The following is an 11,395-nucleotide window of genomic DNA, read 5'->3' on the forward strand; positions in this document are numbered from 1 at the left end:
CTCTTGTTGTCTAAATCACTTTGTTTCTGAACGGAAAAGCTTGTCATGAAGATGGACAGGTCCAGCATATCTTCTAAAGTAATGTATAGACGCAGAATTACATTTTGGGGAAGAGGGAGTTGCGATTGAAAAAGCAGACATTCATCCATGGAGCAATTATTTTATTGGCAGCAGGAATTATCAACCGGATACTAGGTTTTATTCCCCGAATCGCACTCCCGCGTATCATCGGCCCCGAAGGAGTTGGCTTGTACCAACAGGGGTATCCCTTTTTTATCGTTCTGGTGACGCTTATTACAGGGGGAATCCCTCTTGCGGTAGCCAAGCTAGTAGCCGAAGCCGAAACGGCGGGACAGCCCGAAATGTCGCGGCGTATTTTGCACACCAGCCTGCGCTTCACCATTACACTCAGTCTGATCGCCATGGTGCTCTGTCTTGTGTTCGCGCCTTGGATCACAAGCCATCTCCTGACCGACAGCCGCGTGTATTATACATTCGTGAGCATGAGCCCAATGATAGTCATTGTAGCTGTTTCCTCAGCTTATAGGGGCTATTTTCAGGGAAAGCAAAATATGATTCCTTCTGCCACCTCCTCCATTGCGGAGACCGTTATGCGCATTTTTTGTGTCATTTGGTTTGCTTACTTGTTACTTCCTCATGGGGTAGCCTACGCTGCTGCAGGTGCCATGCTCGGTGCTCTGGCGGGCGAATTCATTGGCATGATTGTGCTGCTATGGCAATACGTGTGTAACCATCGAAAAGATCGCATCCTTCAGCCGAAGTCGCCTATCCCCTCCTCTGAGGTTCAACCCGAGCAATCATCCGTTTTGTCACGTCTTATGTCTATATCCGTTCCCGTTACTGCTGGAAGGCTTGTTGGTTCCTTATCCTATTTGCTCGAATCTATCTTGTGCATGCGTAGCCTCGCCGTAGCAGGCATTGCAACTGGCGTGGCAACCGCACAATATGGAGCCATGCAGGGCATGGTCATTCCTGTATTATTACTACCTGGGGTTCTTACCAGTTCGCTAGCAGTTTCACTCGTTCCTTCGTTATCCGAAGCAGCAGCCAAGGGGCATATTACAGCCATTCACAAACGTCTACATCAATCGCTTCGGCTCGCTTTGGTTGCAGGAGCCCCCTTTGCCGTAATCATGTATGTTTTGGCAGAACCTCTGTGTCTGCTACTCTATAATAATGGCGATATTGCAGGCATGCTTAAGCTCATGGCACCTTTTGCTCTTTTTATGTACATTCAGGCCCCGCTTCAGGCAGCACTTCAGGCATTAGACCGTCCTGGAAGTGCGTTATTAAATACCTTTATCGGAGCCGTTATCAAAATTGCGCTAATCGTCTGGCTTGCTTCTCAACCTCAGTACGGTATCTACGGAGCTGTCATCGCCATTTGTATTAACAGCGCCATTGTTACACTCCTTCATGGCTTCAGTGTCAGCAGACTGCTTCGCTTCCGCGTACGTTTGCTCGATTTCTGGAAGACCGGGATAGGTATGATCATCATGGCAGCAGCAGTATTATATACCTACAGACATCTAACGATGTTCAACCAAATGTGGCTTCAGTTTATTTTTGCCGCAGGTTTGGGAATTATACTGTACCTTTTCCTAATGACCTTGATCAAAATGATTGATTGGGACAACCTTACACGCATTCCAATCCTGAGAAGATGGTTTAAAGCATAAGAAATCTAATCCGAAGATTTTCCATAGGCCGGTGGTGTAATATACACATCACCTCTATGGTTAACCGAGCATAAAAAAACATCCTTAAAATCTTTGTGTCCCTTTGCTTGAATCTGATTTTTAAGCCAAAAACGGTTCATATCCATCCGTTCCAAATTTCGATCCAGCACCTTGCCATCCATGATTAATGGAATAGGCAGTCCCTCATATCTAAACTTTCCACCGATTTGTGGAGAAGGATGGACCTTATTCACCTGTTGCTCTTTGTTTATCAAATCTGTTCCGTTTAATTCTTGCTTCATTTTTCCGTGTTCCACTCCATCGTTATCATCCTTACCTATAACCGTTAGCTTACCTGTCGTTTCCAAAATAACATATTCGACTTCGTCCAGACTTTCTATATTTTGTTCACGAAGTTGTAACAGCAAGTCATCTAAATTGTAACGTTGTTTCACCATTTCGTCCTTGTTTAATTGTCCATTGGAGTACAATACACTGGGCCTACCATCAAATAGTAAGCGCAGTCGCCGACTTTTCAGACTAAAAAATGAAATCCCGATTTGCAAAATTAACAGCACTCCTAAAGGAATCAGCCCTTCATAAAGTGGACGTTTTATATCCTCCAGGCTGAATACAGCAATTTCTGCAATCATAATCGATATGACGAGATCGAAAACAGACAATTTGCCGATCTCCCTTTTACCCATCAAGCGCATCACCAGATATACAATAAAATACATGAGCAGCGTCCGAAAAATATGAGCAAAAATATCGTGACTCAATATGTTCGCCTCCTCCCCTGTACTTGCAATAAGACATTAGTCGTTCATTGTACACGTATTCTGACCGTTCCTCACTTGGCTCATACAAAAAACCAAAGGCTAAATTATTGAAATAAAGAGAAAGACTGCTTGCGACTTGGTACTAAGCCGAGAGGCTTGGCCATAGAATGATAATAGTTCAAACCTTGGTACAGGAGGAATTATCAATGGAGCTCATTCGCCGCTGGTGTTCGTTTCGTCTGGCCCATCCCATTTTATCCGGCTTATTTTATGCTTTTGCATGGATGCTGCTTGGCGCATTGATTCTTTCACTACTCTTGTGGCTGACACAGATGCAGGAACAGGACTTATCATTGTATACGTACATCGTCCACGCATTCGCCATGCTATCTGGCGGCTTCGTCGCCGGTAAAAGATCCACAAACAAAGGCTGGTATCAAGGCGGTATTACAGGCATCCTGTATGGACTAATCGTTCTTCTGGTCGGTTTTCTGGCATTGGATGCGGGCATGAACGGCAAGGACCTGTTACACTTAGCTTTCGCGTTTGTCATAGGTGCAGGTGGTGGGATGTTTGGCATTAATCTCAGCAAGTAATCAAAATGTTTGTATCCATGTAATAAAACAACACAAAAAAACCGAGCCTCCTCAAAGGCTCGGTTTTTGCATAACGGTCAGAAGCATTTTACGATTTGGAAACAACTTCCTCAGATGCCGTGTCTTTTGCAATCGCATTACTAATTGCACTGCGGTCAAAGGTCAGCTTCGTGACATCATTCACACGCAAAACTACTACATCATCCGTAATCTCCACAATTGTACCGTGAAGACCTCCGATCGTAATTACTTTATCTCCCTTTTTCAAAGCTTGAAGCATCGTTTGACGCTGCTTTTGTTTTTTCTGATTCGGGCGAATCAGCAAGAAATAGAAGATTACAAACATCAGAGCCAGTGGCCAGATCATTTGAAAAAGTCCGCCAGTTCCACCGGGTGCAGTAGCGGCTGTAGCAAAATGAAACATGTTAAATCCCCCTTTCGTATACTCTCCCTAAAACTTAAAAGCCTTTATCATTATCATGAAGACCGTACTGCTCAAAAAATTCATCTCGGAAATCAAGCAGCCTGTCATCCATAATCGCTTGTCTGACATTACGCATCAATTGTATCAAGAAATGCAAGTTATGATACGTTGTCAGTCGGAGCCCGAAGGTTTCATCCGCTTTGATCAAATGTCGCAAGTAAGCACGTGAATAATTGCGACAGGTATAACAATCACAAGCGGGATCGAGCGGGCCAAAATCGCTTGCATATTGGGCATTGCGAACGACAAGACGACCTTGGCTGGTCATCGTTGTTCCGTTGCGAGCAATTCGCGTTGGAAGTACACAATCAAACATATCCACACCACGGATAGCGCCTTCAATCAAGGCATCTGGAGAACCTACACCCATCAAATATCTTGGCTTGTTGGTGGGAAGCAGAGGCAGCGTGTAATCTAGCACTTCATACATCAAATGCTTCGGTTCACCTACGCTCAGTCCACCAATAGCATACCCCGGGAAATCCATGGAAGTCAAATCCGCAGCGCTTTGCTTACGCAGATCTTCATGCATGCCTCCTTGAACAATGGCAAACAGCCCTTGATCATGAGGACGCGCGTGTGCCTCCAAACAACGCTCAGCCCAACGGCTGGTACGTTCCAGTGACTTTTTCACATACTCATATTCAGCCGGAAATGGCGGGCATTCATCGAAGGCCATCATAATATCTGAGCCAAGCGAGTTTTGTATTTCCATCGCCACTTCAGGCGAAAGAAACTTCTTATCTCCATTTAAATGAGAGCGAAAATGAACACCCTCCTCTGAAATCTTGCGCATTTCACTTAAGGAAAACACCTGGAATCCACCGCTGTCCGTTAAAATAGGGCGATCCCAATTCATAAACTTGTGCAGTCCACCTGCTTCACGAATAATATCGTGGCCAGGACGAAGAAACAAATGGTACGTGTTACTCAAAATAATTTGAGCATCCATCGCTTTCAGTTCCTCAGGACTCATCGTTTTAACAGTAGCTTGAGTTCCCACAGGCATAAAGGTTGGTGTCTCAATAACTCCATGAGGTGTGTGTACACGCCCAAGACGGGCTCCCGATTGCTTGCAGGTTTTAATATGTTCGTATCTTATTGCTGGTGCCATATTTTCTCTACCATCCTTAATTAATAAATGAACATTGCGTCCCCGAAGCTGAAAAACCGATATTGTCGGTCAATCGCCTCCTGGTAAGCATGCATAATATTCTCCCTGCCCGCCAGTGCGCTGACCAGCATAACCAAGGTGGATTTAGGCAAATGAAAATTCGTAATCATCGCATCCACCACACGGAATTCATAGCCTGGATAAATAAAAATCTGTGTCCAGCCACTACTGGCCTCTAATACTCCATCTAGGAATTTATTGCCCACCGTTTCCAGCGTTCGGCAACTGGTCGTCCCCACCGCCACGACTCTTCCGCCGCGCGCCTTGGTTTCATTGAGTACATCCGCTGTTTCCTGTGACAAAGAATAGTATTCTTCATGCATCACATGTTCTTCAATCGTATCCACAGACATCGGTCTGAACGTCCCTAAGCCAACATGAAGTGTGATAAAGGCAACGGTAACGCCCTTCTTTTTAATCTGGTCCAGCAATTCTTCTGTAAAGTGCAGCCCTGCCGTTGGAGCCGCAGCAGAACCTTCATGCCGAGCATAAACTGTCTGATAACGCTCGCGGTCATCCAGTTGTTCCTTGATATACGGCGGAAGCGGCATCTGCCCCAGACGGTCCAAGATCTCCTGGAAAATACCGTCATATGAAAATGAAAGTACCCTTCCGCCCATATCTCCTTCTTCCTCAATTACTGCTTTCAGCTCATCACCGAAAACGATAACAGCACCCTTTTTCAGCTTTTTACCGGGTTTCACCAGTGCTTCCCATCGATCCCCTTGCAGTTGCTTAAGCAGCAAAACCTCAGCCTTAGCTCCCGTGTCTTCCTTGATGCCAAACAAGCGTGCAGGAATCACTCTCGTATCGTTTAACACCAGCGTATCCCCTGGTTGAAGATACTGCACAATATCCGAAAACGTATGATGACCCACTTCACCATTATTTTTGTTTAACGTCAGTAATCTGGAAGCACTCCGATCAAGCAAAGGTGTCTGTGCAATTAATGTTTCAGGCAGTTCAAAATCGTAGTCGTTTACATTCATATATTGGTCAGTCCTTAACTATATCCACATTTTTGTAATAGTGTTGCAAAATTTTCTTGTAATCATACCCCTGCTCGGCCAAACCGTTGGCACCCCATTGGGATAAGCCCAAACCATGACCATTTCCTTTACCTGTAAAAATAAAGCTTTGTGTTTTGTCAATGACCCGTGCATGACGATCTTCATTCATTACGATCACCCCGTTACCACTTGAAGTACTACTGCCAGATGCGGACAGGATTTGAGTGCCTTGTGTACCACTTACATGAGAAGTAGCCCCATCAGCGCCTAATACAGTATAACTTCCGGTACTCGCAATATCAAACAGTGTGCTCGGGAGTCCGCCCATCGCTGAGCGAAACATATCTGGATATTTCACTTTCAAAGGGGATCCGTCCGCTTCAACCTCCAACACTCGCCCTGATGGACCACGTTTGGTGACATCGAGGTAATTAATAGAGGAAGGCACTGTGCCCGTGACTTTCCCTTGCAGGGATTTAGCAAGCTGAGCTGACGTAAAGGGCCCCCGCACCCATGCATAGTCTCCGGACTGAGGCACCTTTTCTAATACAATTATCTCTTCGCCCGGCTGCGCCTTGGCTATTGGTGTAACTGTCGATTGGATTTGGGGAATAGGACGCACATTTGTATTTTCCGCAGTGACGGTGATTTTGTCTAACCCCGCTTCTGTGACACCCTCCAGTTCCTTAGCATTATCCTCACGAATATAACCTGTTTTGCCACTGGAGAGAAGTACATGATACCATTCCTGTGCTCCTTTTTGTGCCGAGGTATCCCCCGAGCTGTCTACGCTGGCAAAGGCTTCGCCACCACTGTTCCACACCTCGGAAGCATCTGCTGTCACACCGCCCGCATTAGATGAGAATACAGCTTCGACCACTTTGCCGCCACTTTTAATGACTTCACCAGCTGTTGCATCTACAGCCTCATTGACATTGGCATGTTCCGAGCTCTTACCGTTGTAAGCCTGGCTTAACGTGCCATCTACTACATTGCCGATCTGAAACCGATTGCCTTGGGCAAGCGCGTAGCTACGAGCCGCTACCGCTTGAGCCTTGAGCGCTTCATCTGGCCATGAGGAATAGACCTCCGCTCCTACCACAGAATACAAATACTGCTCCAAAGGAACTTCGTTCACAAGCGCCAGCTGGCCTGACGTCATGCCGATCTCCATCTCGCCGCGATATGTACGCTGGGATCTTTCGACCACTTGTATTCCATTATTACCGCCGTTAACAATTACCTTGCTATTATCAGAACCACTTAGCATGTAATGAGACATCACCTGCGAGCCAGTCGTGACTCCTGCTTCCTGTCTTATAATGAGGCCGGTTTGAGTAGCATTAACTTTAGACAGCGTGAGTCTCGGCTGCTTGCTCTCCAGTTCTGTTTTCAAAGCCGACAGCTTGCTGTCATTACTTTCTTCTCCAACCCATACAGCATACTGGCCTCTTGATTGAATCACAGTAAAAGCATCAAAGCCTGCCGCAGCAATTGTCGTTCGAACGAGATTAGCTTCCTGCTCGCTTCCGTAGCTTCCTGTGGACCAATGCTTGTTTCCCTTAACCTCGGGCTGCGCTCCGGTTGCGGAGGAAATCCGCTGTACAGCAGCCTGCGCAGACTGTTCACTAGCATATATTCCCGCGTACACTTGATACACAGAGCTACCATTTTTTGAACCGATAAAAACCGTAGGTTTATCATTAGTCTTTTGCAGGGCTTGGGCCGCTTTTATCGCCGCTGCTTCATTTCCTTCAAGTACCTTCACCCGATAGCTGTCTACACTAAAACGAACCGTACTGTCTGGCAGTCCCATCCAAGTTTGAAAACTGCCTCCACTGTTCTGTCCAACACTCAGACCTCCTGATGATTTCAAGGTTACAGCGGGAACTGTCGCTTTATATTTGCTACCTAGATCCGCAAAAATCACTACACGAATATCCTCTTGGGCGGCAGCAGCGTGAAGGCCCGAAGACCAAGGTATGCACACTGTAGCTAATACCATAATCGCTGCTGCTCGTTTGGCCCGGCCCATCCATGCACCGAAAATACTTTTTCGGTTAAATGCTTCTCCACTCATTTCTGGCTCCCCCAATCTAGCTGTCTAGCACTTATATTGCGTAATTTATCGGGATCTCGACCCTTGTCTGTCCCTTTAAATACATCGGCGGAATAAACCAAAATATGAACCCGCTCGAATCTTACTTACACTCTCACTTCCCTTAATCACCCGTCAGCCGATATCGTATTCACCATACTTGCGTATAACCATGCAATGATTTTTTTAAAAGTGCATCATGTTTCCTAATCACCGTGGATCCGTTGGCATTGGGATTCCAAGGTGGGCATATGCCGCCGGAGTCACTGTTCGTCCCCGAGGTGTTCTTTGTAAAAGGCCAATTTGTAACAAATAGGGTTCATACACATCCTCAATTGTCTGACTCTCTTCACCAATAGTTGCAGCAATTGTGTCCAATCCTACAGGTCCGCCTCGGAATGAATGAATCATGGCCTTAAGCATTTTATGATCAATTTCATCAAGCCCGAGTGGATCTATTTGAAGCCTCTTTAGCGCCTCTGCAGCTAACTCAGAATGAATAATACCGTCTCCGGCAACCTGGGCAAAATCACGCACCCTTTTTAACAGTCGGTTGGCAATACGCGGTGTCCCCCGTGAACGCAATGCGATTTCCTCTGCCGCATCCCCGACAATTTCAATCTCCATAATATCCGCGTTCCTGGACACGATGTAAGCCAGCTCGTCTGTCGTATAAAACTCTAATCGACTAATAACACCAAACCGATCACGCAATGGCGCAGAGAGCAGCCCAGCGCGCGTAGTGGCCCCTATAAGGGTAAAGGGTGGCAAATCCAGACGGACCGAGCGTGCACTCGGGCCTTTACCAATCATAATGTCCAGCGCAAAATCCTCCATTGCAGGATACATGACTTCTTCCACCGTACGATGAAGGCGATGAATCTCATCAATGAACAAAACATCACCCTCTTGAAGATTGGTCAGCAATGCTGCCAAATCTCCCGGTCTTTCAATTGCAGGACCTGAAGTTGTACGCAGATTAACCCCCAACTCATTGGCGATAATGTTAGCAAGAGTTGTTTTACCCAACCCCGGCGGTCCGTACAACAGTACATGGTCCAACGCTTCTTTACGCATTTTGGCCGCTTCAATATATACTTTCAGATTTTCCTTAACCTGATTTTGCCCGATATATTCATTTAGATAACGGGGGCGAAGGCTTAGCTCCGCCGTCTGGTCTTCCATCATCAAATTGGCGGAAATAATCCGGTCATCCATATTCCATCGCTCCTCTTTTCACCAGACATTTGCTAACGGACATCAGCGTCCTATCCGGCAAACAACAGTTGCAAAGCCCGCTTCATCAAAATATCAGCAGATTCATCAGGTTTCGCATCTTTCTTCATTCTGCTCCATACCTTATCCAACTCAGCATCAGTGTAACCCAGCGCCTTGAGCGCCTCACGGGCCTCGCCCCAATATGAACCTTCGCCTTCTTCTACGACAGGCTCAGCAAACAATCCGGTTGCCATCCCCAACGAGCCAATACCGTCGAGCTTATCTTTCAAATCCAGAATCATACGTTGTGCCGTTTTTTTACCGATCCCCGGTAACTTGGTGAGAAATGTGATATTCTCCTGATAAATCGCCGTTACCACATGAGCAGGCGTACCGCCTCCTAAAATACCAAGCGCAACACGCGGTCCAATACCAGATACATCAATCAGTTTACGGAACAGCTGCTGCTCCTCACGAGTCGCAAAACCGAACAGTAAAATAGCATCTTCCCTTACATGATGGTGAATGTAAATGACCACTGAACCTTCAGTTTTGGCGAACGCGTAAGGATTCGGACAAAATACCCGGTACCCTACACCCTGCACATCTAAAACGACATATTCATTTTCCAAATGGGCCACAGAACCACGCAAGAAATCTATCATTTTCGCAATACCTCATTTAATTTTGAATTTAGTCCATAGGAGTGCGCATGACAAATAGCCACCGCCAAAGCATCCGCTACATCGTCCGGTTTGGGCACAGCTTGAAGCTTTAGAAACATTCTAACCATTTCTTGTACCTGTTTCTTCTCAGCCTTACCATACCCTACAATAGCCTGCTTTACCTGCATCGGCGTGTATTCACCTATAGGCAAATTACGTTGTTTTGCAGCTAGTACCAGCACCCCACGTGCCTGACTTACAGACATAGCGGTTGTAACGTTGCGATTAAAAAAGAGCTTTTCCAGTGCTACCGCATCAGGCTTATATTTATCTATTAATTGCAACATGCCTTCATACACATGAAGCAGCCTTTCTTCTTCCGGTGTATGGGCCTCCGTCTGGATGCAGCCATACTGTACAGGAACCACCTTGCTGCCAATCTTGTCTACAAATCCGAAGCCCACAATGGCAATGCCCGGATCAATTCCTAAAAAACGCAAAAAAATCTCTCCCCTATCGCTCAAACATGGCGTAACTAAACAATAACCAGACGTTATCCTTAATATAATCATGGCCAAATACCATATAAAGCGAACATATGTGTCGTTCTTTTCATTATAACAAAACTTTGTATCTAATAGAGGAAAAAATTTAAACGTGAGTAAAAACATAAAAAGAGACGCTTCAAGCCTCACCTCATGGGCAATGCCTAACGTCTCCGTAGTTGTAATCAATAGTGCTGCTTTAATACCCTTTGTGTTCGCTCCACGGCAAAGTCACTAAAAGTGGAGATTACACTGTTATACTCATTTATATCCTGTACACGGATCCCCTGCTGAAGTTGTTTATACACCCCTTCTGGCAAGGCCGTCTCCATGGAACCCACATCCAATTGAAAAAAAGTGCGGATAACTTTTTCTCTTTTAGGTAGCCCTTCATACAATGTAAGCTGGCCGTCAGTGCTCAAACCCATGTATCCACGCTCTTTGCATGACTCTGACAAGTCTTCCACCCTGCGCTCCAGCCACACCTCTCCTTTGGTATTAAGTCGCCCCTTCCAATCGGGATGTTGCTTCAGTAAGGTCTCTAGCTGCTGTGAACTTAGTGTTCCCAAGGAAAGTGTTTCCGTACCACACACGTAGGTGGTTAATAGACGGGTCTTCCTGCTTATACCGGAAGCACGAATACTTTGCAATAGTTGCATCTGTGAGGAGTGATCTTCAGTTGGGCTCAGATGTGAAGCCTCCTCCATGCTCTCCTCAGCCATGACGGTAGTAGCGAGTGGCTGTGACAACATAGCCTGCAAATAATTCGAAAACAGAATACCCAACCCTGCCAGCAAACAAGCCGCACCAAAAATGCTACAAGCCCACACTGTTCTTCTCCACTGTTTCCAGCGCCGTTTCATCTGTTTTTTCCAACTTAATCGCTTCACAGTAATCCCTTCCGTCCCACTTTTTGTGTTAGTGTGACCTGACGATTACTGATTTATACAAAAAGATATGAATATAACAAAAAAGCCGCTGCTTCCAGCGACTTTCCTTTTGAATCGGGATGACACGATTTGAACATGCGACCCCCTGGTCCCAAACCAGGTGCTCTACCAAGCTGAGCTACATCCCGAAATAGATGCCGGTGAGAGGACTCGAACCTCCACGGTTTCCCTCA

At 46.1% G+C, this 11,395-nt stretch carries 11 protein-coding genes and 1 tRNA gene; 2 read left to right on the top strand and 10 right to left on the bottom strand.

All coding sequences use genetic code 11. The annotated features are described in order from the left end of the window. Window positions 1-125: 125 nt before the first annotated feature. Window positions 126-1,700, top strand: coding sequence for a stage V sporulation protein B (gene spoVB, locus BM358_RS20105; protein ID WP_023989931.1), 1,575 nt, complete (start codon window positions 126-128; stop codon window positions 1,698-1,700). A 5-nt stretch (window positions 1,701-1,705) separates the two neighbouring features. Here spoVB and BM358_RS20110 read toward each other — a convergent pair whose 3' ends face one another. Next, a complete protein-coding gene (locus tag BM358_RS20110; RefSeq protein ID WP_025720234.1) occupies window positions 1,706-2,482 on the bottom strand; it encodes a YetF domain-containing protein in 777 nt (258 codons plus the stop codon). Between the two features lie 206 nt (window positions 2,483-2,688). Here BM358_RS20110 and BM358_RS20115 point away from each other — a divergent pair, with 206 nt between their 5' ends. After that, entirely contained in the window at window positions 2,689-3,078 is a 390-nt protein-coding gene (locus tag BM358_RS20115) for a TIGR04086 family membrane protein (RefSeq protein WP_023989933.1), read from the top strand. A gap of 88 nt (window positions 3,079-3,166) precedes the next feature. Here the strand turns inward: BM358_RS20115 and yajC are convergent, their stop codons facing one another. The 9 genes from yajC to BM358_RS20160 all read right to left on the bottom strand — a co-directional run bounded on the left by yajC (window position 3,167) and on the right by BM358_RS20160 (window position 11,350). Next, window positions 3,167-3,502, bottom strand: coding sequence for a preprotein translocase subunit YajC (gene yajC, locus BM358_RS20120; protein WP_023989934.1), 336 nt, complete (start codon window positions 3,500-3,502; stop codon window positions 3,167-3,169). Between the two features lie 34 nt (window positions 3,503-3,536). Continuing rightward, entirely contained in the window at window positions 3,537-4,676 is a 1,140-nt protein-coding gene (gene tgt / locus BM358_RS20125) for a tRNA guanosine(34) transglycosylase Tgt (RefSeq protein WP_013311575.1), read from the bottom strand. A gap of 20 nt (window positions 4,677-4,696) precedes the next feature. After that, window positions 4,697-5,725 (bottom strand): tRNA preQ1(34) S-adenosylmethionine ribosyltransferase-isomerase QueA, encoded by a 1,029-nt coding sequence (queA, locus tag BM358_RS20130; RefSeq protein ID WP_028542424.1) that lies wholly within the window; start codon window positions 5,723-5,725, stop codon window positions 4,697-4,699. Between the two features lie 7 nt (window positions 5,726-5,732). After that, on the bottom strand, window positions 5,733-7,826 hold the full coding sequence (locus tag BM358_RS20135) for a SpoIID/LytB domain-containing protein (protein ID WP_028542423.1): 2,094 nt from the start codon (window positions 7,824-7,826) through the stop codon (window positions 5,733-5,735). A gap of 228 nt (window positions 7,827-8,054) precedes the next feature. Continuing rightward, complete coding sequence (gene ruvB, locus BM358_RS20140; RefSeq protein WP_013372650.1) at window positions 8,055-9,062, bottom strand: Holliday junction branch migration DNA helicase RuvB; 1,008 nt, start codon at window positions 9,060-9,062, stop codon at window positions 8,055-8,057. Between the two features lie 50 nt (window positions 9,063-9,112). Next, window positions 9,113-9,727 carry a Holliday junction branch migration protein RuvA gene (gene ruvA, locus BM358_RS20145; protein WP_023989938.1) on the bottom strand — a complete coding sequence of 205 codons (615 nt, stop codon included), beginning with the start codon at window positions 9,725-9,727 and terminating at the stop codon, window positions 9,113-9,115. Beyond that, the gene (gene ruvC, locus BM358_RS20150; protein ID WP_025716926.1) at window positions 9,724-10,227 is read right to left on the bottom strand and encodes a crossover junction endodeoxyribonuclease RuvC; all 504 of its coding nucleotides are present in this window, start codon (window positions 10,225-10,227) and stop codon (window positions 9,724-9,726) included. The genes ruvA and ruvC overlap by 4 nt, the downstream gene beginning before the upstream one ends. A 230-nt stretch (window positions 10,228-10,457) precedes the next feature. Continuing rightward, entirely contained in the window at window positions 10,458-11,162 is a 705-nt protein-coding gene (locus tag BM358_RS20155) for a BofC C-terminal domain-containing protein (protein WP_028542422.1), read from the bottom strand. Between the two features lie 114 nt (window positions 11,163-11,276). Then, window positions 11,277-11,350: transfer RNA gene (locus BM358_RS20160), tRNA-Pro, on the bottom strand. Window positions 11,351-11,395 lie beyond the last annotated feature (45 nt).

Origin of the sequence: Paenibacillus sp. cl130, from assembly GCF_900116035.1 — a bacterium.
Lineage (GTDB): Bacteria > Bacillota > Bacilli > Paenibacillales > Paenibacillaceae > Paenibacillus > Paenibacillus polymyxa_B.

Excerpts from the sequence above, each read along its gene's own strand:
- BM358_RS20115 (WP_023989933.1), top strand. The coding sequence starts at position 2,689 with ATGGAGCTCATTCGCCGCTGGTGTTCGTTTCGTCTGGCCCATCCCATT.
- yajC (WP_023989934.1), bottom strand. The coding sequence starts at position 3,502 with ATGTTTCATTTTGCTACAGCCGCTACTGCACCCGGTGGAACTGGCGGA.
- tgt (WP_013311575.1), bottom strand. The coding sequence starts at position 4,676 with ATGGCACCAGCAATAAGATACGAACATATTAAAACCTGCAAGCAATCG.
- queA (WP_028542424.1), bottom strand. The coding sequence starts at position 5,725 with ATGAATGTAAACGACTACGATTTTGAACTGCCTGAAACATTAATTGCA.
- BM358_RS20135 (WP_028542423.1), bottom strand. The coding sequence starts at position 7,826 with ATGAGTGGAGAAGCATTTAACCGAAAAAGTATTTTCGGTGCATGGATG.
- ruvB (WP_013372650.1), bottom strand. The coding sequence starts at position 9,062 with ATGGATGACCGGATTATTTCCGCCAATTTGATGATGGAAGACCAGACG.
- ruvA (WP_023989938.1), bottom strand. The coding sequence starts at position 9,727 with ATGATAGATTTCTTGCGTGGTTCTGTGGCCCATTTGGAAAATGAATAT.